The 24,571-nt window shown below is 64.4% G+C and carries 17 protein-coding genes; 4 read left to right on the top strand and 13 right to left on the bottom strand.

The genetic code is table 11. The annotated features are described in order from the left end of the window. Positions 1–600: 600 nt before the first annotated feature. Positions 601–3,813: an AAA domain-containing protein gene (locus VNK82_13160; GenBank protein ID HXE91899.1), complete on the top strand. Its 3,213-nt coding sequence runs from the start codon at positions 601–603 to the stop codon at positions 3,811–3,813. A 74-nt stretch (positions 3,814–3,887) separates the two neighbouring features. Here the strand turns inward: VNK82_13160 and VNK82_13155 are convergent, their stop codons facing one another. The 11 genes from VNK82_13155 to VNK82_13105 all read right to left on the bottom strand — a co-directional run bounded on the left by VNK82_13155 (position 3,888) and on the right by VNK82_13105 (position 18,020). After that, on the bottom strand, positions 3,888–4,580 hold the full coding sequence (locus tag VNK82_13155) for a hypothetical protein (protein HXE91898.1): 693 nt from the start codon (positions 4,578–4,580) through the stop codon (positions 3,888–3,890). 4 nt (positions 4,581–4,584) lie between these two features. Then, positions 4,585–5,436, bottom strand: coding sequence for a type III pantothenate kinase (locus tag VNK82_13150; GenBank protein HXE91897.1), 852 nt, complete (start codon positions 5,434–5,436; stop codon positions 4,585–4,587). 7 nt (positions 5,437–5,443) lie between these two features. Continuing rightward, complete coding sequence (locus VNK82_13145; GenBank protein ID HXE91896.1) at positions 5,444–6,409, bottom strand: biotin--[acetyl-CoA-carboxylase] ligase; 966 nt, start codon at positions 6,407–6,409, stop codon at positions 5,444–5,446. Positions 6,410–6,521: 112 nt separating this feature from the next. Next, entirely contained in the window at positions 6,522–6,908 is a 387-nt protein-coding gene (locus VNK82_13140; protein ID HXE91895.1) for a four helix bundle protein, read from the bottom strand. Positions 6,909–6,972: 64 nt separating this feature from the next. Next, positions 6,973–7,851: a carboxylating nicotinate-nucleotide diphosphorylase gene (gene nadC, locus VNK82_13135; protein HXE91894.1), complete on the bottom strand. Its 879-nt coding sequence runs from the start codon at positions 7,849–7,851 to the stop codon at positions 6,973–6,975. Positions 7,852–7,916: 65 nt separating this feature from the next. Further along, on the bottom strand, positions 7,917–10,622 hold the full coding sequence (locus VNK82_13130; protein HXE91893.1) for a valine--tRNA ligase: 2,706 nt from the start codon (positions 10,620–10,622) through the stop codon (positions 7,917–7,919). Between the two features lie 126 nt (positions 10,623–10,748). Then, on the bottom strand, positions 10,749–12,041 hold the full coding sequence (locus VNK82_13125; GenBank protein HXE91892.1) for a response regulator: 1,293 nt from the start codon (positions 12,039–12,041) through the stop codon (positions 10,749–10,751). Positions 12,042–12,407: 366 nt separating this feature from the next. Beyond that, positions 12,408–13,778 (bottom strand): outer membrane protein assembly factor BamD, encoded by a 1,371-nt coding sequence (gene bamD / locus VNK82_13120; GenBank protein ID HXE91891.1) that lies wholly within the window; start codon positions 13,776–13,778, stop codon positions 12,408–12,410. Between the two features lie 106 nt (positions 13,779–13,884). Beyond that, positions 13,885–14,559 carry a ribulose-phosphate 3-epimerase gene (gene rpe, locus VNK82_13115; protein ID HXE91890.1) on the bottom strand — a complete coding sequence of 225 codons (675 nt, stop codon included), beginning with the start codon at positions 14,557–14,559 and terminating at the stop codon, positions 13,885–13,887. Positions 14,560–14,594: 35 nt separating this feature from the next. Continuing rightward, positions 14,595–14,948, bottom strand: coding sequence for a hypothetical protein (locus VNK82_13110; GenBank protein HXE91889.1), 354 nt, complete (start codon positions 14,946–14,948; stop codon positions 14,595–14,597). Positions 14,949–15,113: 165 nt separating this feature from the next. Then, on the bottom strand, positions 15,114–18,020 hold the full coding sequence (locus VNK82_13105; protein HXE91888.1) for a protein kinase: 2,907 nt from the start codon (positions 18,018–18,020) through the stop codon (positions 15,114–15,116). A 376-nt stretch (positions 18,021–18,396) separates the two neighbouring features. Between VNK82_13105 and VNK82_13100 the strand changes: the two genes are divergently transcribed. The 3 genes from VNK82_13100 to VNK82_13090 are packed head-to-tail and all read left to right on the top strand — an operon-like array spanning position 18,397 to position 21,773. Continuing rightward, a complete protein-coding gene (locus VNK82_13100) occupies positions 18,397–20,019 on the top strand; it encodes a protein kinase (GenBank protein HXE91887.1) in 1,623 nt (540 codons plus the stop codon). Beyond that, positions 20,016–20,891: a hypothetical protein gene (locus VNK82_13095; protein ID HXE91886.1), complete on the top strand. Its 876-nt coding sequence runs from the start codon at positions 20,016–20,018 to the stop codon at positions 20,889–20,891. The genes VNK82_13100 and VNK82_13095 overlap by 4 nt, the downstream gene beginning before the upstream one ends. Before the next feature lie 48 nt (positions 20,892–20,939). After that, positions 20,940–21,773, top strand: coding sequence for an ATP-binding cassette domain-containing protein (locus VNK82_13090; protein HXE91885.1), 834 nt, complete (start codon positions 20,940–20,942; stop codon positions 21,771–21,773). 22 nt (positions 21,774–21,795) lie between these two features. On the opposite strand, the gene VNK82_13085 is transcribed toward VNK82_13090, so the two are convergent. Then, a complete protein-coding gene (locus VNK82_13085) occupies positions 21,796–23,181 on the bottom strand; it encodes a hypothetical protein (protein ID HXE91884.1) in 1,386 nt (461 codons plus the stop codon). A gap of 108 nt (positions 23,182–23,289) precedes the next feature. Next, on the bottom strand, positions 23,290–24,486 hold the full coding sequence (locus tag VNK82_13080) for a serine/threonine-protein kinase (protein ID HXE91883.1): 1,197 nt from the start codon (positions 24,484–24,486) through the stop codon (positions 23,290–23,292). Between the last annotated feature and the right edge of the window lie 85 nt (positions 24,487–24,571).

The raw sequence follows: 24,571 nt of genomic DNA, 5'->3' as shown, positions 1-24,571 counted from the left end.
AAAGGGCGCGGCTTCAGCCGCGCCGCACGAGGCCTATCCGGATCTTGTCATCCCGAGCCACGCCGACTGAGGCCTTGCTCCTCTGCAGTGTCAGGGAATGTGCCTGGTCTGTACCCCCTTTGTCAGACCCCCTCCCCCCGGTATTTTTTCGCAAGATCCTAGAAACAAACGGGTTGGCGGGTTTGGGTCGGGCAAAATCCTGATTTCAAAGAGCTTATAGGCAAAATCCTGAACCACAATGACTTAGCCCTCGGCATATGCCGAACACGCAATTATATCATTGTGCTGCTATTTGTCAAGAGAAATTTGCCTGTAAGTTTGAGACCGAGAGGCTCTGTTGACATCGTGCTGGTGGTCGGGCCGTGGAGAATCGTCAAAGTTGGGCAAGGAAAGCAAATCTGTGCATGCCGCGTAGCAATGGAAGCGCTCCCTGCATTTCAGGCCTCGCTGAAGCTCCTGCCGACCAGTTCCTGCACGTCCGGGAGGCGACCGCACCCGCTTTCACCCACTAGCCGCAGAGAAGCCTGCCGCAGGCACAGCATAGGAAACAGACTTCTCGCTGGCAGATTTTGGGTTTTGGAGAGAAACTTACCGGCACAGATGAGCTCTGCACGACGCAATTTCAGTCAACAAAGCGGCGCGGCGCCACCCCGGTCAGCCGCCGCTGTAGCTAGAGCCGCGAGCGTCGACGACAGGTCGCTCATTCAGGAATTCATTCTGGCCCTTGCTGAAGAAATCGACGCTATAAAGAAGGGCCGAGGCGGCTCAATCGTCACCGTCTACGACGGTGTTTTTGTTCGACGTGAGGGACCGCTCTTCGTCTATGTATTCACGACCGAGAGTCCGCTGATCGTCATGGATGACGCCCCAGCCGAGGTGGCGATCGGAAGCGCGAGATTTGCCGGCCAGATCATTTCGGTTCAAGGCAGCGAGGTCGCCGTCGGAATCGAACATGATTTCGGCCAAACCATTACTAAGGCACGGCTAATCACAAATCTTTGGTATTTGCTTGAGGCGCTTCGCAAAAGATATGAAGAGGTTCTCAACGGAGAGCGCGCTCTCGACTCGAAGCTTGCACTACGTCTATTCGGGTTCGCCTCTGCAACCGTAGGACTAGAAAATGGCGAGTTGAATCTGCCGATCTCAGATTGCCAGCTAAATGACGAGCAACGGGACGCGATCCGACGTGTTTTCGGAAGCGACGTGCATTTCATTTGGGGTCCGCCTGGCACTGGCAAGACACAGATGATTGGGTTCTTGATCGCGGCTCTGGTTCGCCAGAATTTGCGTGTGCTGGTGGCCTCCCACACAAATGTGGCAACCGACCATGCAATTCGACATGCCGCAGAGTTAATGAAGGACTCAGAGGATTATCACAGCGGGAAGCTGGTTCGGTTCGGCAACAAGAGTGGGAACGTCGAGCTACCGCCGATGGTCGATCCCGAAAAGATCGTCGAAAAGCTCGGAAAGGCTCTGAGGGATCGGGTCAATTCGCTTAATCGCGAATTGACCCAGGTACGTTTGTCCCTCGGCACGTTGCGTGAGATAGAGGTGCTTCTCGCCCGAAGGGATGCGGCCCGGCGAGCACATGCTGATTTGGCTGCAAATCTGGAGCGGTCTACGCAAGAGCAATTTCAGGCGACAGCTCGTGAAAAGCAGCTCTCAAACGATCTCTCCCAGATAAAGGTCAAGCTCAACGAGTCCTTAACCGCTGGCAAGGTGAAGCGCTTCTTCTATGGATTGAATCCCGAGAAGCTGCAAATCGCTGCCGCCAGGATTGAAACAGAGATTGGAGTCCTGCGCCGTGGTGCTGCTGCTCGCGTGTCCAAGCAAAACGAACTGCGGTCAGCCATCACTCGCGCACACCAAGATCAGGCCAAAGCCGAGACTGAAGGCGAGAGACTCTTATCCCGTCATGGGGTCAGTCCTGCTACGCTCGAAACGAAGATCGCCCAAGCCGAGGAGATGGAAAATGACCTTCTCGCGCAGATCCGCACAATCGAGGCTGAACTGGAGGCGCTGCTTGCGAAAGTGTTGCGAGAAGCAAAGGTGATCGCGACTAGCCTCACGAAAGCGACCATTTCGAAGCAACTCGATGACCAGAGCTTTGATGCTCTGGTCATCGATGAGGCAAGCATGGCTCCGATGCCAAGTGTTTATTTTGCAGCGAGCCGAGCGTCGAAAAAGGCAATTATCGTCGGTGATTTTCGACAGCTCCCTCCGATTTGCAAGGCGGAACAAGAGACCGGCTGCGAAATGGCCAGGAAGTGGCTAGCGCGCGACATATTCAACCAAGCAGGCATACAGCAAGCCGTGGACCAAGGTCGACCCGAGGCTCGCGTCACGATGTTGCGTCGGCAATATCGGATGCATCCCGAAATCTCACGTCTGCCAAATGCCATCGTCTACGGAGGCAAGCTCATCGATTCCGTTTCTGATACTTGTCTCCAAGAGACTCGCGATTTCCTGGAGAAGTCCCCTCTCGGCGACACGCCTCTGGCTGTCTACGATGTGTCGTCCGTCAACCCGTGGAGCAGCCGGCTTGAACAAGGTGGCCGCTACAACCTCTACAGCGCGGTTGTTTCGACGGAGTTGGCGAGACGAGCGGTGCAGGCTGGAATCGAGGATCTCGGGATTATCTCGCCCTACGCAGTGCAAGCGCGACTGATCAAGATGATGCTGGACGATACCGGTGATACGAAGTTGCGGCGAATCAAGGTTTCGACGGTTCACCGCTTTCAAGGGCTTGAAGAGGAAGCAATCATTTTCGATGTTGCAGAAGGCCCGATGCCTCGTTATGGGCCTTCGGGCCTGGTCGATGGCACGGACCTTACTAGCCAGGCAGCAAAACTCATCAATGTGTCGATTACCCGGCCCAAGTCTCAGCTTGCCATCGTCGCGAATCTCAAGTACTTGAAATCAAAGCTTAGTGGGGATGCGGTTCTGATAAGGGTGCTGAATGAATCCTGCGAACGCGGGAGAATCCTCGATTCTCGAACGGTCGTCGATGGTTTTTCCTGTGCTGAATTGGAGCGTTGGGCAGCACTCCTGGACCCGCACGACGACAAGATTGACCCGAACGATAGCGCTTTGTATACGGAACGCAACTTCTATGCGGCCTTCTTCGCCGATCTACGCAAGGCAAAGCGGGAAATCATCATCGTCTCGCCTTTCTTAACCGCCAGCCGCGCTCAGCAATTCCTTAATCTGTTCCGCTCGAAAAATACGGATGATGTTGATATTCGCGTCTTTACAAGAACCTTGCGTGAACAACAAGGCGATATGTTCCGGCAGGCCGAGCTAGTTTTCGAGGAATTCAAGCGAGTCGGCATCGAGATTGTGGAACGGCGGGGACTTCACGAAAAATTCGCATTCATAGACCGAGAGATCGCTTGGGAAGGAAGCCTAAACATACTTTCTCAAAGCGAAGGACGCAGCACGGAGCATATGCGGCGGCTGCCGTTTGCCAGGACCTGTGAGGAGCTCATCACTCTCCACAAGTTCGGCAGCGAAGCGGAAGTCGAGCCAGGAACCCGCCGTCCAATTCAGACGGATCGCAAATGCGCCTGCGGCCATCCAATGGTGCTTAAGCGAGGCCCGCACGGGGTATTTGTAGGATGTTCGAACTATCCACGATGTCGAGAACATTATTCCATCCGTCGGGGTGATTCATTGCGCACAGATGTGGCATGTCCCGGGCGAGACGGTACAGAGTGCGGGCAGCCGATGCTGGCAGTTCGCGCGCGGTATGGCGTATACCTCAAATGCTCCGACCCGAACTGCAAGGGCACGCGCAACGTCGGCCACAACTGACGCGAGAGAAGCCGAACAAGGGGTAGGGGTGGGTATCCTAACTGGTACAGACCGGGCCTCGGAACCAGCCTCGTCTAGGTCAGATAGAACAGGCTCAGGCGTGGCAGCTTGTGGCGGTCGAGCAGGCGCTTGTGCATGTACTGGCGCTGCAGCTGCTCGATCTGCGGGCCGGACATCTTGCGCCGGTAGGGAGCCAGGTCGCGCTCAGCTTGCGCGCGCGTGGCCATGACCTCGTCATCCGGTGTGGCCGCCAGCAGCACCGCGAACAGCTTGTCCTCGAGTACCGTCAGGCGCCGCTCCAGGTCTTCGAGTGCGGTTGAGCGGCCGGCCTCGTCGAATCCCGCAGCCAGCTCGCGCAGGGTGCGTGCAACCTCCTGCGCCGCCGGCCGCACCGAATCCGGCAGCGCGGCGCCCTCGAGTGCTGCTGCGTTTGCCTTCAAAAAGGCCGCCACACGGGCCGGCTCGAAGCCCGCAGATTCCACTTCCGGCCGGGCGATGCCGACCGCCGCTTCCTTCATCTCTTCGGCGGCGGCCAGCACTTCCTGCGCGCAGAAGGCCAGCGAGTTCACCTTGCGCGTCTTCGAGGGGCGCCGGTCGTAGCGGTCGAAGGCCGCGTCGATGCCGCGCAGCACCGCTTCCAGCGGGATGCCGGCTTCTTTCCAGCTCTCGATCAGCGCCCAGTCGAGCGTCGAGAGCAGCAGCACGGTGCCGCGGCGCTTCTGGAAATGCTCTTCGATCTCCGTGAAGTAGTTGAAGTAGTTCTCCACGGGGTCAGGAGCGGCGGGAGGAAGCGGCCTTGCGCGCGTTTTCGCCGGCACGAGCTGCCTGGTTGCGCTCCCAGATGATGCGCAGACCTTCGAGGGTGAGCCAGTCATCGACCACGGTGATGTGTTTCGAGCCGCCGGCCATGAGCGACGCCAGCCCGCCGGTCGCGATGACTTTGCTCTCGCGGCCGAGCTCGGCGAGCATGCCCTCGAGGATGCCGTCCAGCATCCCGAGGTACCCGTAGTACAGGCCGGATTGCATGCAGCTCACGGTATCGGTGCCGATGACTTTTTCCGGCTTGCGGATATCCACCCGCGGCAGCCGCGCCGTGCGCTGGAAGAGCGCTTCCGCGGAAATGCCCAGGCCGGGCGCAATCACGCCGCCCAGGTATTCGCCCTTCTTGGAGACCGCATCGAAGTTGGTGGAGGTGCCGAAGTCCACGATGATGCACGGCCCGCCGTATTTGGCGAAAGCGGCCACGCCGTTGACGATGCGGTCGGCGCCCACTTCGTACGGGTTATAGGTCACCACCGGCATGCCGGTCTTCACGCCGGGTTCGATGAACAAGGGCCGCGCGCCGAAGTATTTTTCGCAGACTTCGCGCAAGGTGGAATCGAGCGGCGGAACGACGGAGGAGATCACGATGCCGCGCACCTGCGCCACCTCCAGGCCGTCCAGCGCGAACAGGTTGCGGAAGAGCACCCCGTATTCGTCCACCGTCTGGCTGCGGTTGGTCTCGACGCGCCAGTGGGCGATGAGCTGCTCGTAATGAGGTGCCTCGGCATCGGCACTGCCGGCCCCAGGCGCGAACAGGCCGAGCACCGTGTTTGTGTTGCCGACGTCGAGGACAAGCAGCATGGCTGGCTCAGGACTCCAGGGCGCGGACGGTGCCGGAGAGCACCGTGCGCCACTCTTTCTCGGTGCGCACGCGCAGGAAGCCGCGCGGGTCGAGCCCGTCGGTGATGCCTTCGTAGCCGCCGTCTTCGGCCACGTGCACCGGCTTGCCGCGAGCGTACGAGGACCGTTCCTCGAAGCGGCGCAGCACCGCTTCCCGTGCCGCCGTCGCTTCGACGCCTTCGAGCGCGCGGTACTCCCGGTCCAGCGATTTTAGCAAAGCCGCCACCAGCTCCACGCGCGACCACGGATGCCCGGCTTCCAGGCGCAGCGAGGTCGCTGTCGCACGAAGGTCGGAAGGTAAGGAGTCATGGTTGACGTTGATGCCGATGCCGACCACCACATGCCGCACTCGCGTCGCCTCCGCATTCATTTCCGCCAGGATGCCGCAGAATTTCTTGCCGTTGAGCAGCAGGTCGTTGGGCCAGCGCAGGTCGCCGCGCAGACCGGTAACCTGCTCCACAGCGGCCTGCACAGCGAGGCCGGTCGCGAGCGAAAGCCCGAGGACCTCGGCAGGCGACATGGCGGGACGCAGCAGCACCGAGCAGTAGATGCCGGCGGATTTTTCCGAGTGCCAGCCGTGGCCGCCGCGCCCGCGGCCGGCGGTCTGCTCCTCGGCGAGAAAGGCGCTGCCGGCGGGCTCACCGGCGGCCGCCGCTGCAAGCGCAGCCTCGTTGGTCGAGCCGACGCGGAAGTAGTGATGCAGATGTTTCGCGAACATGGTGCCCTTGACCAGCGGCGCGAGGATTTCGGGCAGCAGCAGATCCGGAACCTTCTTCAGCTGATAGCCGGTGGTGGGGTGTCCGGCCACTTCGACCCCCAGCGCGCGCAGTTGCTGGATGAAGCGCCAGACGGCGGAGCGGCTGACGCCGATCTCGGCCCCGATCTTGGTTCCGCTGACCACTACGGTCGCGTGGTCGCTGAGCAGGCGGACGATGCGGCCGAGACGTCCGTCGGTGCGCGCCGAGACTTCCTGCGCGGCGCGGCGGATTGTGGAGGCGCGGGCGATGCGGGAGATTATCAGCTAAACAGTGGCCAGTGGCCAGTGGTCAGTGATCAGGCTTCCTCAACGATCGGAGCAGCCCGTTGATGATTCTTCCCAGCTCTGAGCAGGACTGGAGCAGCCGGGCAAGCTCTGTTTCGTGCAGGTACTCTAACCTGCCGGCGATTGTGAGCTGAGTCTCCAGTTCGAATAAGGAGCCCTTGGCGTGCCCGATGAATTGCAAGAACTCTCCCGTGGAACCGCGCCCCTGGCCCTCGGCAATGTTGCTGGGAACCGACACAGCTGCCCTGCGTACCTGAGCTGTCAAGCCATACGCTTCCTCTTTGGGAAAACTTCTAGTGGCGCGGTACACATCCAGGACAAGATCGATGGCCTTTTGCCAGGCAACCAGGTCCGCATATGTTTTAACGGTCATACCTTCTTCGTTCAGCAAGCATTATGTTCCCCTAGGGATCTGGCTTTTACTTGCCACTAGCCACCGACCACCGGCCACTGACCTACGCCGGTTGGACGCGCATGTTCATGTCCACGGCGACGGCCGAATGCGTCAGCGCGCCGACGGAGATGTAGTCCACGCCGGTCTCGGCGTAGGCCCGGACGTTTTCCAGCGTGATGCCGCCGGAACACTCCAGCGGCACGCGGCGCGTGTGGTTGCCGCAGCGCTCCACGGCGCGGGCCACGTCCTCCACCTTCATGTTGTCGAGCAGGATGGCCTCGGCGCCATGCTGCAGGGCTTCCTCGAGTTCGGTGAGCGAGCGGACCTCGATCTCCAGCGGCTGCGAGCCGCGGCGGTTGCGATGGGCGCGCTCCAAGGCCTGGCGGATGCCGCCCGCGAGCGTGATGTGATTGTTCTTGATGAGCACGCCGTCGGAGAGGTCGATGCGGTGGTTCAGGCCGCCGCCGCAGCGCACGCCGTACTTGTCCAGCAGGCGCAGGCCCGGCATGGTCTTGCGCGTGTCGAGGATGCGGGCGCGCGTGCCGGCGATGGCGTCCACGAACTTGCGCGTGAGGGTGGCGATGCCGCTCACCCGCTGCAGCACGTTCAGGATGACGCGCTCGCAGGAAAGGACGATGCGGGCGTTGTGGCGGATGACGGCGACGGTCTGTCCCTTGTGCAGGCGCACCCCGTCGAAGATCTCCGGATGGCTGGTGACTTCCGGATGCGTCACCACATGGCCGTCGAGCGCGGCATAGACGTCGAAGATGGCGCGGATGGCGCCCACGCCGGCGAGCACGCAGTCCTGGCGGGCGACGATGACCGCGGTGGCAAGCTGATACTCGTCGATGCAGGCCAGCGCGGTGGCGTCGCGCGTGGCGCTGTCTTCCTTCAGCGCGTTCTCCAGGATCGCGGTGATGCGCCGGCTGTGCCAGTCCATTGCGAGTTCTCAGTTCCCAGTTCTCGGTTCTCAGAAGTACCGAGTACCCAGTACGCAGTGAAACCTTACCCCGACAACTCGTTGAGCGCGGAGCGCGTTTTTTCCAGCAGCACCTGCTTTTCCTCGGCGCTCCTGCGGATGCCGTCGACCACGTGCGCCGGAGCCTTGGCCAGGAACTGCTGGTTGCCGAGCTGGCGCTGTGCGCTGGCGATCTCGTTCTCGAGCTTGGCCGCTTCTTTCTGCAGGCGCTGGCGCTCGGCCGAAAGGTCAACCTTCTTCTCGAAGACGACGCGCACATCGAAGCGCGCCGACGAGCGCGCGCCGGGCGTCCTGGCCAGCGAGCTTGCGACGAAAGTGATGCCGCTTACCGCGGCCAGCTTCTCCACCGCCTCGCGGTTCTCTTCGATGAGGCGGCGCACGTCGAGGTCGGCAAAGACCTCGATGGGCGTGGCGGTGCGCGGCTCCACCTTCAGGTCGGCTCGCATATCGCGCACGGCCACGATCAGGTCCTGCAGGATGGCCATCGCGGTCTCGGCCTCGAGGTCGAAGCGGCGCTCGTCGGCTTCGGGATACGCCGCCAGCGCAATGGACTTCTGCGGCGGCTTGCCGTCGTAGAGCGTTTGCCAGATTTCCTCGGTGAGGAAGGGCATGAAGGGCGAGAGCAGGCGCAGCGCCGCCTCGAACAGGGTGAGCAGATGCGCGAAGGCGTCGCGGGCCGTCGTGGCGCCTTCCAGGCGCATCTTCACGATCTCGATGTACCAGTCGCAGAACTCGTGCCAGAAGAAGCCGTAGACCTGGTGCGCGGCCTCGTGGAATCGGTAGGTCTGGAGCGCGGCATTCACTTCTTTGGTGACGCGATGGAAGCGGGAGTGAATCCAGCGGTCTTCGAGTGTTCTCGGCGCCGGCGCGGCTTCGCCCCTGGCCTGGAAATCGGCCAACGACCACAGGCCGCTCTGCTGGGCGCGGTCCACATTGAGAAAAATGAAGCGGGCGGCGTTCCAGATCTTGTTGGCGAACTTGCGGTAGCCGTCGGTGCGCTTTTCGTTGAAGGCGATGTCGGTGCCGGGCGCGGCCATGGCAGCGAGCGTGAAGCGCACCGCGTCAGTGCCGTACTTCTCGATGATCTCGATGGGATCGAGGGTGTTGCCTTTGGTCTTGGACATCTTCTGGCGCTCGGCATCGCGCACCAGCGCATGGATGTAGACGTGGCGGAAGGGCACGCTGCCGCGCGCGTGGTCGTGCATGAAGTGGCAGCCCATCATGATCATGCGCGCCACCCAGAAGAACAGGATCTCGTAGGCGGTGATGAGCAGCGAGGTGGGGTAGAAGACCTGCTGGTCGCGGGTCTTCTCCGGCCAGCCCAGGGTGGTGAAGGGCAGCAGGGCGGAGGAGAACCAGGTATCGAGCACGTCGGGATCCTGCTCGAGGTCGACGCCGCCGCAACTGGAGCACTTGCCCGGCGCCTGGCGGGCGACCACGATGGTCTTGCATTCGGCGCAGTGCCAGGCCGGAATGCGGTGTCCCCACCAGAGCTGGCGCGAGATGCACCAGTCGTGGATGTTGTACATCCAGGTGAGATATTCCTGCTTGTAGCGCTCGGGCGTGAAGGAAACTTCGCCCTGTTCGACCGCCTGGATGGCGCGTTCGGCGAGCGGCTTCACCTTGACGAACCACTGGGTGGAAAGGCGCGGCTCGACGATGGTGCGGCAGCGGTCGCACTTGCCCAGCGGGATGACGTGGTCTTTCACCTCGGCCAGCAGGCCTTCCTTCTCCAGGTCTTCGAGGATGCGGGCGCGGGCGGCGAAGCGGTCCAGTCCGGCATAGCGGCCAGCGCTCTCGTTCATGTGGCCGGTCTCATCCATCACGTTGACCTGCGGCAGCAGGTGGCGCAGGCCGGCCTGGAAATCGTTGGGATCGTGCGCCGGAGTGACTTTGACGGCGCCGGTGCCGAACTCCGGGTTGGCGAGTTCATCCACGATGACCGGGATGTCGCGGTTCATCAGCGGCAGGCGCACCATCTTCGAGTGCAGATGCTGGTACCGCTCGTCGCTGGGATGAACGGCCACGGCCACGTCGCCCAGCATGGTTTCCGGGCGGGTGGTGGCCACGGTGACGAACTCCTCGCTGCCCAGCACGGGATAGCGGATGTGGTAGAGCTTGCCGGTCACTTCCTCGTGCGCCACCTCGAGGTCGGAAAGGGCGGTCATGCAGCGCGGGCACCAGTTGACGATGTACTGGCCGCGGTAGATCAGTCCTTCCTCGTACAGGCGGACAAAGACCTCGCGGACGGCGAGCGAGAGGTTCTCGTCCATGGTGAAGTACAGGCGGTCCCAGTCCACGGAATCGCCCAGGCGCTTCATCTGCTCGAGGATGGCGCCGCCGTACTCTTCCTTCCACTTCCAGACGCGTTCGACGAAAGCTTCGCGGCCGATCTGGCGGCGGTCGCTGCCCTCGGAGGCGAGCTGGCGCTCCACCATCATCTGGGTCGCGATGCCGGCGTGGTCGGTGCCCGGGAGCCACACGGTCAGATAGCCGCGCATGCGGTGCCAGCGGACGATGATGTCCATCTGGGTGTGGTTGAGCATGTGGCCCATGTGCAGGCGGCCGGTGACGTTGGGCGGCGGGATCAGGAGCGAGAAGACGGGGCGCGCGGTCTCCGGCGAGCCGGGCGCGGGCGTCGCGACCGAGAAGAGCTTCTCTTTGACCCAGAAATCGGCCCAGCGCGCTTCAATCGCGCCCGGTTCATAGGCCTTGGGAAGATTGTGGGACATTCCGCTTGAGATATGAAAACGAAGGAGTAAGGAACGATATTACAGGCGGGGAGAAAAGAGGGTCAAACGGCAATGTCGCAATCAGCAGTAAGCGATAAGCAATAAGCGAAAAGACGAAAACTAATGCTAGCGCCGCATTCGTTCGGCTTCGGCGGCGAGTTCGCGGGCGATCTCTTCGATGAGCTGGGGCTTCATGCGCTCGGTGACCTTGTGGACGATCATAGCGATGGCGTTGGCGTCGAGCGAAGTCGTAGCGGCGGCCGGAGCGGCGACCACGGGCTCGGCGGTGGCGCCGACGGCGACCGCCATGGCGGCGGCCAGTTCGAGATCGGAGTGAGGCTCAGCGGCGGGCGGCGGGGACGCGAAGGCGATGGGCGCGGGCTCGGGTTCGGGCACGGGAGCGGGCGCGGCTTCTTCCACCGGGACGGGCTCGACCGGCATATCGGCGACGGCGGCCTGCATCTCGCGCGCAAGCTGCAGCCTTTCTTCTTCGCTGGGAGGAGCTACGACGGCGACGGGCACGGGCTCGGGTTCCGCGGCCGGCGCAGCCTCGGCGGTCGGCTCGGCGGCGGCCGGTTCTTCAGCAGCGGGCGCAGCCCCTGCCATCATTTCCGGAGTGAAGCCGCCCGGCATGACCTCGGCGCCCTCGACGCCGAACCTGGTGGGGAAGGCGGTGGCCATCTCGCTGGCGTCGGTGACCAGCGCGGGGTCTTTGCCGTGGGCGACCACGTCGCCGGCTTGCGGCGCAGAAGTGAACTCCACCAGAGAGTCGGTCGCGTGCGAAGCCACGGACTTGGGCGGCTGGACAACAGGCGGAGGAGGAGCCGGCTCTTCGCCCAGCATGTCCAGGCCGAAGGCGGGGGCGGCCGCCATCTCGTCCGGCACGCTGACCTCGGCGCGGCGCGGAGCTTCCTCGATGGGGTGTTCTTCGACCGCCTCGGCCGATTCCTTCCATTCCTGATAGGAGGCGTCGGGGAACTCGGCGATGGCGGGCGCGGTGATCTCCACGGTGTCCACAGGTGGCGGAGGCGGCGGCGCGGCCGGCGCCGAGAGTCTCTCCTCGATCTTCTTGATGGCGGCCACCAGGTCGCTGGGGACGAAGGGCTTGACGATGACGCCATCGGCCTTGACCTTCTCCGCGTCCTCCGGGTTGTAGGGCTCGACCTGGCCGACGGTGAGTACGACCGGAACCTTGGCGGTGGCGGGGTCTGCCTTGACGCGCTGGCAGATCTCCAGGCCGGTGTAGCCGGGCATGTAGATATCGAGGATGATGAGGTCGGGCTTCTCGGAGGCGATCTTCTTGGTGGCCGCGGCGCCGTTGGAGACGGCCACCACTTCGTAGCCCGCCTCCTCGAGGATCTTCTCGCCCATCTTCTGGGCGGTCATGCTGTCGTCGGCGAGCAGGATCTTCAGCGGCACGGACGGTTCCCCAGTGAAGGAGACGAAGTTACTGTGTCCTGCGCCGCAAGTCAACCGAGGAAGGTGCTAGACCTTTGGTGTGGGAAGGCAGTGGTCAATGGCGAGTGGCCAGCGGTCAGCGCCGGCCGTGAGGTGACGCTACAGCCGGCGAGACGCCGGCGCTACGAAACTAGAGCGTGATTGGCTCTATCGCATCCTCAGCAGGGGTTTTGGCAGGAAATGGCGGAAAAGCCAGGGTCCCTCGGGCCCGCTCGGTCCGCGTCGCTTCCTCGCGGGCCCTCGGGATGACAATTCACTTGGGGGCCGCTTACGGCGCGCCTGAAGGCGCGCCCTTTCAAAGCGGCATGTCAACAGAGCCGACAAACCTTAGAAGGGGACAATCTTGCGCAGACCCTTCTTCTTCTTTTTCTTGCTGGTGGAGAAGGAGTCGTCGTCCTTCTTGTCCTTATCCTTGTCGTCCTTGCCATCTTCGGCCTGGGCGGAGGGCTCTGCGGGCGGGGTGTCGCCGGCCTCGGCGTAGTTGATTTGTGGCGGGGCAGCCGGAACTTCGCTCGAGACGCCGCCGGGCTGCGTGGCGTCATTGATGCGCGGCTGGGAAGAGGGCACGGGATCGTTGGGCGGGGGCGAGCCGCTGCGCACCACCTCGGCGGAAACCGTCCCGCGCGGCGAACCGGCCTCTTCGACAGTGCGGGTGGCGGACCGGATGATTTCCGGTGCGCTGGTGGGCGTGGGCTCAACCATGGTGGGCTCGCCCACCTTGGTGGCGCGAGCCATATCGGGGCTGCTGCGCAGGTTGCTGAAGATGCGGCCGACCATGCCGGTCTTGCCGCGGCTTTCTTCCTCCGCCTTGTTCAGGGCGATGGCCTCGGGCGTGGGCTCGGGGATGGGCCGTTTCATCTCCGCCAGGCGCTCCTTGGCGTCCTCCACGCGCTCGGTCACCGGGTAGCGAGTGAGGATGCGGGAGTAGGCTTCGGCCGCCTTGTCGGTGTATTGCTGGATGAGGCGGGACTTGGCCAGCTCGCTGAAATTGCTGGAGCGAACCAGCTCCACCTGGTGCTCGTAGGCGTTGCCCAGGAGGTAGAGAGCTTCGGAAGCGCCGCTGTAGAGCGGGTAGGTGTCGACCAGCGACTGCAGGCGGGCCACGGCCGCGGCGTAGGACTCGCGGGTCTTGTAATAGAACCAGCCGATGCGGAACTCGCGCTCGGCCAGCACTTCCTGCACCTGCAACAGGCGCTCGCGCGCGGGCTTCAGGATGCGTTCCGGGTCGCTATCCGGGAACTGCAGCAGGAGCTGCTTGTACTCTTCCTCGGCGCGCTTGGCATGGGTGAAGTCGCGGTCGGGCTTGGCCATCTGCCGGTAGTGGATGTCGGCCACCTTGAGCTGGGCCTCGGCCGCCTCCGGCATGTTGGGGAAGAAGGTGATGAAGTCTTTATATTCAATCTCGGCCTGGGCCAGCGCTGCGGAGCCGCCCTCCTGGTACCAGGCGTCGCCTACGGCCAGCTTGGCGCGGGCCACGTACTCGGATTCCGGATAGGTATTGATCAGGGTCTGCAGGGTGAGGCGCGCGACGTCGAACTTGTTCTTCTGCAGAGCGGCCATGGCGCGGTCGAACAGCACCTTGTCGGGCTGTTTGGAGTCGAGGTCGGCCAGCGGGTTCTTGGTCTTGTTGCTGCAGGCGGCGAACGACATCACCAGGGCCGCCACGAGAAGCGCGCTCAGAGTTCGACGAAGCATCATTCAACCACCACCTGGAAAGAATCGGAGGGTCACAGCGCTCAGAGGCAATAGTTTACCTTCGCGGGACGCTCAACCGCCAGCCGAAACCCAGGATTTCCTGGGACCATCAGACCCGCTGGAGGGTGGCCTCGCGGGCCAGTTTCAGCAGGTCCTGCACGTTCTTTTTGGGGTCGCCCTTGCCGAAGACGGCGTTGCCGGCCACCAGGATCTCGGCGCCGGCACGGACCACGTCGGCGATGGTGTCCGCAGCGATGCCGCCGTCGACCTCGATGCGGAAATTCAACCCGCGCGTGGTGCGCTGAGCGGCCAGCTTGCGGATCTTCTCCAGCGAGCCGGGGATGAACTTCTGGCCGCCGAAGCCCGGGTTGACGGACATCACCAGGACGAAGTCCACGGCATCGAGCACGTCGACGAGCGTCTCGACCGGCGTGGCGGGGTTGACGACCACGCCCGGCGACAGGTTGCGGCTGCGGATCATCTCCAAGGTGCGGTGCAGGTGGCGGCAGGCCTCCTGATGGACGGAGATCCAGTCGGCGCCGGCATCGGCAAACGCGGGGATGAACTGGTCGGCGTTCTCGATCATCAGATGGACGTCGAGGGGAACTTCGGTGGCCTTGCGCAACGACGCGACCACCGGCGGGCCGATGGTGATGTTGGGGACGAAGTGGCCGTCCATCACGTCCACGTGCAGCAGGGTGGCGCCGCCTTCGAGGGCGGCGCGCGCCTGCTCGCCCAGCCGGGCAAAGTCGGCGGAGAGGATGGAGGGCGCCAGCTCGATCATCGCGGCAGGATTCTACCACGCAGGAATCAGCGCTCTCAGGGATGCTGGCGGACCGCGCCTTCTGTGGCCGGATTGCCCACGTTGCGCTCCATGTGCTCGAGCAGCGTGCGCCACATGTCGATCTCCAGCTCGAACTGGTGCTTGAGCGGGGTGGGCGCGTTCTGCACAAAGGCCAGGTTGGTCTGCATCTGGGCGAGCAGGGAGCGCATTTTCTTCAGGTCGGAGCGCAAGGCTTCAAGTTGCGCGGGGGTGGCGTGCGCGCCGCAGGTGGGCGTGGCGGCAGAGGGCGGCGGTGATTTCGATGGTTGCGTGGCAGGATGCTGTGACTGGGCAGCGGCGCCCGCCGGGACCAAGAACACGCACACTGACAGGATAAGCAGACTCTTCATGGGTCACCTCCGGTGCTGTCGGCAACTGCGGAATTCATGTCCGCCCTTGTCATTTCCAGTGGGCCGTGGCGGACGAGAGTCCCCGCCCGAGTAGGAATGTCCGGGTACAGGGATGCTTCGCTTCGCTCAGCATGACAAACGGAAGCTGTGCCCTCCGAAAAAAGCTCACTGCAATTTGGCGTATTCGGCTTTGGCTTCTTTCAGAATGGGCAGGTCGGGATCGGCGTCTTTCCAGAGGGCGAAGAAGTCCTGGTAAGACTTGCGGGCCGCCGGCTGGTCGCCCGAGAGGACGTAGGCGCGGGCGAGTTGGACGTGGGCGACCGCTTTCAGGGGGTCGATGGGGAAATAACCGACCTTCTTCAGGACCTGCTGAAATTCGGCCGCCGCCTCCCGGCCCTTGCCCAGCTTCAGGTAGGCCGTTCCGCGCACGTAGTTCGCGGAGAGCACCGCACCTTCGTAAGGACGAGCAGTCTCAAGAAGCTCCAGTGCGCGGGCCGGGTTGTTACGCCGCAGCTCCATCCAGGCGCGTGCCTGCGGCAACCCGACCTGATTAACGAAGGTATCCTGCGGATAGCGCCGGGCGAGTTCCTCGGCAAGAGCCTGGGCGCGCGCCGAGTCGCCGATGAAAGCCAGGATCTCTGCAGGGAACGTGTTTCGGCCGCGCTCCAGCTCCAATGCTTGCTGCACCAACCGGCGCGCCTGGTCGTGGTTGCCGTACACGGCTTCGGCGCCAGCGAGCCCCAGCAGGCTCTGAGCTCCAGCGCCTTTGGTTCCGCGCCGTTCGAGCCCCTCCACGTTGCGACGCGCAAGATCGCGCGCACGGGCCATGCGGCCGAAATAAGCTTCGCGGGCGGCCTCGATCCCGAGCATATCGGTTTCCATCGGCTTGCCGCGCGCCCAGTCCAACTCGCGCTGCAGGCCGGCCGCATCATTCTCAAGGAAGGCAGCAAAGTAGAGTCCGAAGTGCAAGTAGGGGACGTCCATGCCGTTGGCGATAGCTTGTTGCGTGACGGACTTGGCTTCGGCGTAGCGCCCCAGGCTGGCGTAGCCCTGGGCAAGCTGGACCACGGGAAAAGGATGGGTGGGGTTCAGCTCCGCGGACTTGCGCGCCTCCTCGATGGCCTTCTCATACTGGCCGAGGTTCATGTAGGCGATGGCCAAGTTGTTGTACGGCGTCCAATCGCGAGGGTAGAGCTGCTTCCACAACTGGTAGGTCTCGATGGTCTTCTGCACCTCCCCGGTGACGGAAGAGTAGTAGTGCGCGGTGATGTACAGCTTTTCCTGTTCGCTGACGCGATCGCGCAGCTCGAAAGCCTTCTTGCGATAGACCCCGGCGAGCTCGTTCTCCCCCATGTTGCCGTAGACCGTGCCGAGCCGGGCGTAGGCGAGGGCGAAATTCGGATCGAGTTCGATGGCCCGCTTGAAGAACGGAATGGCTTGCAGTTCGTCCTTGGCGCGGGCCTGCTGGCCAAGGCTGAAGGCCTTGAGCGCTTCGAGCGAAGGCGTGGTCGCCTCCTCAATGGGCGTATCGAGCTTGCGGATGGAGCTGAGGGACTCGCCCAGCTTCTCGCGCATGCGGGAGGCCGCCTTGCCCAGCGCGCTCAACACCTGTTCCTTGCCGGCGGCCTCGACCTGCTCGCGGGCGAGCGACTCGCCGGTCTGGCAGTTCTGCGCATCGAGCACGATGGCGTAGTTGGAGCCCAGGCTGGCAATGGAGCCGGCGAGGATGGCTTTTCCGCTCTGTCGCTGGCAGATATCCCGGGCTAGATTGGCGGTGACGCGTTCTTCGGGGGGACGTCCCATGAGGCCGAGCGTCTCACGGATGCGCTGTTCGGGAAGGATGTTGAGATAGGGCGACTGGCCGAGCTGCACGGCGAGCGCCTGCTTGAGCGTGTCGTCAAAGACGGCGTCGCCGGTGGTGTTGACGAAGTCGGCGAGCAGGATGGTGTCGCGCTCGGTGAGCGCCGGAGAGCGGCGCGGCGAAAGAAGCATCCAGCCCGTTGCCACCGCCGCCACCGCCAGCACGCCTGCACTCAGCCACTTCCAGTTCTTCTTTGCCGCGGCGACCACGCGGGAACTGCCCGCGAGCGGCGCTTCCGCCGCCGGGGCCGTGGCCGCTGCGGTGGTTCCGGCGGTAGCCGAAGCCGCGGCCACACTGGCGGTGACCGGCACGGCGCCGCTGAACGAAGCCACGCGGCCGGAGTCGGTGTCGCGCTTCACGCGCTTCAGGTCGGCGCGCAGGTCGGCGGCCGACTGGTAGCGCACCTCGCGGTCCTTCTCCAGCGCCTTGTTGATCACGTGTTCCAACTCGACCGGCAGGTCGGGATTCACGCGCGCGATGGCGGGCGGGGCCTTGTGCAGGATGGCATCGAACAGCGCGGCGGTGGTATCGCCGCGGAAGGGCATCATGCCGGTGGCCATCTCGTAGAGCACCACGCCGAAAGAGAACAGGTCGCTGCGTCCGTCCAGGGGCTCGCCCAGCGCCTGCTCGGGCGACATGTAGGCCACCGTCCCCATGGCCACACCGGGGCTGGTGAGGTGCTCGGGCGCGGCGGCGGTGACGTCCTTCGAGATGTCGCCGGAGAGCGCCGTGGGTGACGCCGAGGATTGCTTGGCCAACCCGAAGTCCAGCACCTTGGCGTGCCCGCGCCTGGTGATGAAGATGTTGGCGGGCTTGATGTCGCGATGGATCACGCCCTGGGAATGGGCGGCGTCGAGCGCGTCGGCGATCTGCATGCCGTACTCCAGGATCTGCTCGGTCTTCAGCGGGCGGCCGACGATGCGGTACTTCAGCGTCTCGCCTTCCAGGTACTCCATGGCGATGAAGTGGCGGCCCTGGTATTCGTCAATATCGTAGATGGTGCAGATATGGGGATGGTTCAGCGCGGAGGCGGTGCGGGCCTCGCGGCGCAGGCGTTCGAGCGCCAGCGGGTCCTGGGAAAGCTCCTCGGGAAGGAACTTGAGCGCGACCTTGCGGCCCAGCTTGGTGTCCTCCGCCTTGAACACCACGCCCATGCCGCCGCCGCCCAGCCGTTCCAGGACGCGGTAGTGCGAGATGGTCTCGCCTAGCAAGAGAAATCCCCGAATCCGGCATGTTATGTCGCGTTCTCAGGCGAGTCAACGAGGCCTGACAAGGGCGTCGCAGCGAGGTATGATGCGGCGGAAGTTCGCTTTCCCCTCAGGGGCTGAAGCCCCTGACATGACGGAGACTCATCCGGCACGACTGAAGGGGGCGCGGAGAGACTGGCTCTCCAGGAGCAGATTCCTCGCGGGCTGAAGCCCGCTCGGAATGACATGCAATAAGATGAGGCCGTTACGGCGCGCCTGAAGGCGCGCCCTTTCAAAACAAGACCGGAGCCGGCACTTTTTCCGCAACCTGCGAAGCCGTCTGCTCCTCCGCAGGCAAGGGCAGGCTCTCGAGCAGGAAACGGGGGCGCGAGGCGTACGCGTGAAATACTGCGACACCTGTCACAGCACCTATCCCAACGAATTCACCACCTGTCCCAAGGACGGCACAGCGCTGCGCCAGACCTCGGAACTGATGCCCGGCACTGTGATCCGCGGCAAGTACGAGATCGTGGAGAAGATCGGGGCGGGCGGGATGGGCTCGGTGTACCGCGCCAAGCATCTCGCCTTTAACGAAATCCGCGCCATCAAAGTCGTATCGAGCCGGTTGCTTGAGGACGAGAGCCTGCTGCGGCGCTTCAAGACCGAAGCCATCATCACCCGCAAGCTGCAACACCCGAACGCCGTACGCGTGGACGACCTGGACACCACCGACGATGGGCGGCCGTTCATCGTGATGGAATTCGTACAAGGCCGCGACCTGCGCAAGGTGATCGAGCAGGAAGGGCCGATGCCGGTATCACGGGCGCTCGCCATCATCCGACAGGTGTGCGCCGCGCTCGATGCCGCACATGCCCTGGGCATCACGCACCGCGACATCAAGCCGGACAACATCCTGCTGGTGAAGCAGCCGGACGGTACGGAAACCGTAAAGGTGTTGGACTTCGGCATCGCCAAGGTGCGCGAAGGGGCGATGGACGTGGGCGCCGGATATACCGCCACCAAGACCGGCATGGTGGTGGGCACGCCGCAGTATCTTTCGCCCGAACAGGCCCTGGGGAAGAGCGGCGACGCCATCGACGGGCGCTCCGATTTGTACTCGCTGGGCATCGTGCTCTACGAGATGCTGACCGGGAAGCTGCCCTTCGAGTCGGACACGCCCATGGGTCTGCTGCTGCACCACATCCAGACGGTGCCGCGAGCGCCGCATGAAGTGCGTCCGGACCTCGGCATTTCTCCGGGGCTTTCCGCCGTACTGATGCGGGCGCTGGAGAAGAACCGCGACCTGCGCTTCCAGACGGCGGCTGAGATGCTGCGCGCGCTGGAGCAGCCGGAAATGTACGCGGGCACGGCCCTGATGGGCTCGGATGTGCTGAGCGCGCCGCCGCCCGTCTCTGCACCGGCCGGCGGCGGAACGCAGATGTACACCACGCCGCCGATCACCCCGGCGCACCTGTCCACGCCTGCGCGGGCGACTCCGCTGGCGGCAGCGCCGACGGCTCCGGTTGGGCCCCTTGCGCCCGCCGCACCGGCGGCGAAGGCAGCGCCGTCGAGCAACCGGAAGATGGCCGCCGGCGCCGCCGTGGTTCTTGTGGTCATTGGCTTGGCTGCGGTTGCCTTTCGACGCTCGGCGAGCGAACCAGCGCCCACGGCAGCGACGCCACCGCCGAGCATGCCGGCAGCGCCATTGCCGTCTGCCTCAAATCCGACCGCGGCAGCTCAAACGACCGGCAGCGCCGCACAGGAGATCGAGGAGGCTGCGATAGGCGATCCGGAAGCGCCGGGCCTGAGCGAACCCGAGCGGCAGGCGCGGAAGCAGAAGCTGGTGCACATGCTGATGGCGCGGGCAAAGCGCGAAGTGCAGCAGGGCAACTACGAGGGCGCGATCCGCTCGCTGGAGCGCGCCGCGCGCATCGATCCCGACGCTCCAGCCGTGCAGGAAGCGATACGACGGGCGCGGCGCGCCTGGGAGACCGAGCAGCACGTGCTGCGGAGGCGGAAATGAGTCCGGCCAAGCTGGCGAGCCTGGTTCTGGCCGGGGCCGTTCTGGTTCCGGTGACCCGGGCCCGGTTCCAAGACGACGAACCCAGCCCCAAGCGGCCCAACCCCGTCGTCCGCTTTGCCGTGGCGCACCTGCACGGAGCGACCCGTTGCTATGGCTATCTGTACTTTTCGCGCGACCGCATCCGCTACCAGGCGGTGCGGCCCCTGGCGGTGAAGCACAGCTTCGCCTGGCCGAGAGCGGAGTTGAAGGAAGCCAAAGCGTCGGAGTCAGAAACTCTGATGCTGGTCCGAGACGGCAAGCCGCAGGAATTCGTCGCCCTGCCTGCGGCGAAGGTGGACCTGGGCCGGCACCAGCCGGCAGACGTGCTTCCGGTGCGGAGCATGGCCCTCGCGGCGGCGGAGTTCGAGAAAGTCATGGCCATGGGCGACAAGCCCGGCGAAGTGAAGACGGACGGCACCACGCAAAAGATCGTCACTGACCCGGGCGGCGTCGAGGTCGTAATCGACGGCGTTGTCTGGGGGACGACGGATCTTGACAGCGGCGAGATCGTGCTGCGCGGCATCCCATTCGGAAACCGCGAGTTCATGCTGCGTCGCCGGGGATACAAGCCCATGTCATGGTCCAATCGGTATGAGTACGAGCAGACCGGCGAAATCTACGCGCCGCTCACCGCGGCGGAAAAAATGGCCGCCGGACTGAGCCTGCAGGACGTGCTGGACCTGCTCGAAGGAGGCGTTGCGCCCCGGCGCGTCGCCCAACTGGTGCAAAAGCACGGCGTCACGTTCTCCCTGACGCCGGACCGGGAGCAGGCACTGCGCTCAGCCGGTGGAGTGGATGAGCTCATGGAGGCCATCGCCAAAGCGAAGAAGTAACCGCTTCGGGTTTCTCGTTTCTGGTTCCTGGAAGAGGGCGAAGCGCACATGGCATTGGTAGAAGTCCATGACCTCGTGAAGGTCTTCCCGCTGGAGGAATCGGCGTTCGGAGGCGGGGCGCGGCGCCAGGTGCGCGCCGTGGACGGCGTCTCCCTTTCCATCGCAAGCGGCGAGACGCTCGGGCTGGTGGGCGAATCGGGATGCGGAAAGAGCACGCTGGGGAGGCTGATCCTGCGGCTCATCGAGCCCACCGCCGGAAGCCTGCGCTTCGACGGCCATGACGTGCTCGCCGCGGGCGGGGAAAAGTTGCGCCGCCTGCGGCGCGACATGCAGATCGTTTTTCAGGATCCCTTCGGCTCGCTCAACCCGCGCATGACCGTGGAAGCGATCCTGGCCGAGCCGCTCATCATCCACCGGCGGGCGCTGGAGCGCGACGGCGACTTGAGCGGCTCGACGGCCGAGGCGCGGCGGCGCCGGGTGGCCGAGCTGTTGCGCGCGGTGGGCCTGGACGACTCCGCCGGGCACCGCCATCCGCATGAGTTCTCGGGCGGGCAGCGGCAGCGCATCGGCATCGCCCGGGCCCTGGCATTGCGCCCACGCTTCCTGGTGGCCGATGAGCCGGTCAGCTCGCTCGACGTCAGCGTGGGCGCTCAGATCGTCAACCTGCTGGCCCGGCTGCAACGCGAGTTCGGCCTGACCTATCTTTTCATCTCGCATTCCATCCCGGTAGTGCGCTATCTCGCCACCAGGATCGCCGTGATGCACAAGGGGCGGATCGTGGAAACGGGAGAGACGGACCACGTCACCGCCAGTCCGGAGCATCCCTACACGCGCACGCTTCTGAGAGCTACACCGGAAGTCGACTTGCCGCGGAGCGTTTGAGGCACTCGGAATTACACCATTCTCAAAAGCCCTCAACCATCCAGGCGTTGCTGTCCAGGGTGGAGAGTGCGAACGCGAACCGCTTCCCGTCCGGCGAAGGGACAGGCCGCGAAATCTGTGTCGGCGCCTGCCAAATCTCGTGAGCTTCGCCATTCAATCCAAGGCGGAACACGGAACTGCCGCGACCGTGGGTCGTGGTGACGAGCAGCCCGCGCCCATCCGGCAACCAGGCGACATCGGAGATGCGCGCCGGGAGCGCTTCCGTATGCCGTTGCTCGCCGGAGGAGAGGACCACGAGGCGAGCGCGGCGGTTCTCGCGGTCGGAGTCGGCGATGGCCGCCGTCGCGCCGTCGGGCGACACATCCCAGCGCGGATTCCCTTCCGGATAGAGATCGACCGAAGAAAGGTTGGTTCGTTTTCCCTGCAGGGGATCAAACGCGCTGAAGTCGAGCCGCTTGCCGTCAGCGGAAGGTTCGCTCAGCACGCACATCTTCGCCGCCTGCGCGCAACGGAACTGCGCACCCCAGCGCGCCTCCAACACCGTGCTCGTCGAGCCGCCTCCGAGGGGAGTACGCAGGAGCCGGATGGACGGCGGGTAGACGCCCTCCAGGCGGGGATGGTCCCAATAGAGCAGCGCGGTCCCGTCCGGCGTAAGGCGCGCTTCGTGCTGCTCCTGGGGGCCGACGACAAGCTCGTCCGGCGCGGCCTGCGCAACATCCTGGCGGAAGACGTCCCACGTGCCGTTGCGGTCGGAGTGGAACAACACGGCGCGCCCATCCGGCGTCCACGCAGTGGGCTGATCCTGACTCACGTCAAAAGTGAGGCGTCGCACTGTGACGGGCTCGGCGCCCCTGGAGTTGAATTCCGCTACATGAACGTCGGTCTGCTGATGCTGACGCACAAACACCAGCCGCTTGCCGTCGGCGGTGGCGCTGAAGTCGCGGAAACTGAAACCGGCCCAGCGCGTGATACGCCGGGGCTCGCCTTGGGCCTTCCCCGTGCCGGCGTCCACCGGCAGCTCCCACAGATTGCTTTCCGCCTGCCGGGAACCGGCCTCGGCGCGCGAGAAGATGATGCGGCCGTCCGCCAACCAGCCGAACGCGCCCAGGCCGTAGTCGGAAACCAGGACCTCGCTGCTCCCCGTCTGAAGATTGTGGTCGACGATGGCCACATCGTACTTCTGCGCATCGGAGTGATAGCGGAGAAAGGCCAGGCTGCGGCTGTCGGGAGACCATTGCAGGCGGCCGAAGCGCACACCGGGCTCCGCCTTCAGCAGCATGCGGGCGTCTTCGCCGTTGGCCCCCATGACCCAAAGCTGATGACCCTCCCGGGTGGTGCGGAAGGCGATCTGCTGGCCGTCGGGCGACACCACGGCGAAGTCGGCGTCGCCGCGGATCTGGCGCGGCACCGCCGTCAGAATCGGAATGACCCAGACCGCCTTGGTCTCGCCGGCTTCCCCCGGACCCTCGCCGCTGGCGATCAGTTTGGTTCCGTCCCGGAACCAGGAGAGGCTTGCTCAAAGAAAACAGAAGCCCGGGGGCAATCGGAGCGCGTGTGTTTCCCCGGTTTCCAGCAGGCGAAGGTAGACGCCAGTGGGGTCGGAGTAGGCGAGGTACCGGCCGTCGGGTGAGATGGCAGCGGCGATCACCGGCTTTTCCAGAGCGTTGGAGGTGAGCTGGCGCTGCATCAGCTCGGCGCCGCGCGGCTTCTCCCAGAGCGGCCGGCGCACGGCCACCAGCGCAATCAGGGCCACGGCCGCCACGGCGGCGACTACAGCCGCCCGCGGGCGCCGCCACCACGGTTTCTCGCGAGCCACAGTGACCGCTCCGCTTGCCACCGTCACCGCCGTCTGCGAACTCTCGCTGTCGCGCCGCAGGCGTTTCAGGTCGGCGCGCAGCTCGGCGGCGCTCTGGTAGCGCAGGTCGCGATCTTTTTCCAGAGCCTTATTGATGATCTCCTCCAGCTTCAGGGGCAGGGAAGGATTCAGTTGCACGGGCGCCGAGGGCGCGCCATGCAGGATGGCGTCGAAGAGAGCGGCCGACGTGGTGCCGCGAAAGGGCAGCGTGCCCGTCGCCATTTCGTACAGCACCACGCCGAACGAGAACAGGTCGGTGCGGGCGTCCAGTTCCTTGCCCAACGCCTGTTCGGGCGACATGTAGGAAGCCGTGCCCAGGGTCGCGCCGGGATCAGTCAGGTGGCCCGCGCTCACCGTAGCATCAGGGGCCGCCGCAGCCTGGCCCCGGTCCGTCACCTTGGCCAGGCCAAAATCCAGGATTACGGCATCGCCACGCTCGGTGATGAAGATGTTGGCGGGCTTGATGTCGCGATGGACGATGCCGTGGCTGTGGGCTGCTTCCAGCGCGTCGGCCACCTGGATGCCCCAGCGAAGCAGGTCCGGAAGAGGCACCGGGCGATGCTGGATTTTCTCCCGCAAGGTCTGACCGCGCAGCAACTCCATGGCGATGAAGGGCCGGCCTTCGAACTCGCCGATGGCATGGATGGTCGCGATGTGAGGATGATTGAGCGACGCGGCGGCGCGAGCTTCGCGCTCGAAGCGCTCCAGCGCCGCGGGGTCGCCGATGAACGACTCGGGAAGAAACTTGAGCGCCACGTCGCGGCCCAGGTTGAGGTCGGTGGCGCGATACACCACACCCATGCCGCCGCTGCCCAGGGTCTCAAGAACGCGGTAGTGGGAAACGCTCTGCCCGATCATGGCCCGATATCCCCCGGGCGGGCACTCACCTCGGTTGCCGCCATCTTAGGTGCGGCCGCCGAAGGGAGTCAATTGCGCGCAGCGG

The sequence above is a fragment of the Terriglobales bacterium genome (assembly GCA_035573675.1).
GTDB lineage: Bacteria > Acidobacteriota > Terriglobia > Terriglobales > Acidobacteriaceae > DATMAB01.
The sequence above is the reverse complement of the archived record's forward strand: the minus strand, read 5'-3'. Positions and strand labels throughout refer to the sequence as shown.

Excerpts from the sequence above, each read along its gene's own strand:
- VNK82_13160 (HXE91899.1), top strand. The coding sequence starts at position 601 with ATGAGCTCTGCACGACGCAATTTCAGTCAACAAAGCGGCGCGGCGCCA.
- VNK82_13150 (HXE91897.1), bottom strand. The coding sequence starts at position 5,436 with ATGCTGCTTGTCCTCGACGTCGGCAACACAAACACGGTGCTCGGCCTG.
- nadC (HXE91894.1), bottom strand. The coding sequence starts at position 7,851 with ATGGACTGGCACAGCCGGCGCATCACCGCGATCCTGGAGAACGCGCTG.
- VNK82_13130 (HXE91893.1), bottom strand. The coding sequence starts at position 10,622 with ATGTCCCACAATCTTCCCAAGGCCTATGAACCGGGCGCGATTGAAGCG.
- bamD (HXE91891.1), bottom strand. The coding sequence starts at position 13,778 with ATGATGCTTCGTCGAACTCTGAGCGCGCTTCTCGTGGCGGCCCTGGTG.
- rpe (HXE91890.1), bottom strand. The coding sequence starts at position 14,559 with ATGATCGAGCTGGCGCCCTCCATCCTCTCCGCCGACTTTGCCCGGCTG.
- VNK82_13110 (HXE91889.1), bottom strand. The coding sequence starts at position 14,948 with ATGAAGAGTCTGCTTATCCTGTCAGTGTGCGTGTTCTTGGTCCCGGCG.
- VNK82_13095 (HXE91886.1), top strand. The coding sequence starts at position 20,016 with ATGAGTCCGGCCAAGCTGGCGAGCCTGGTTCTGGCCGGGGCCGTTCTG.
- VNK82_13090 (HXE91885.1), top strand. The coding sequence starts at position 20,940 with ATGGCATTGGTAGAAGTCCATGACCTCGTGAAGGTCTTCCCGCTGGAG.
- VNK82_13080 (HXE91883.1), bottom strand. The coding sequence starts at position 24,486 with ATGATCGGGCAGAGCGTTTCCCACTACCGCGTTCTTGAGACCCTGGGC.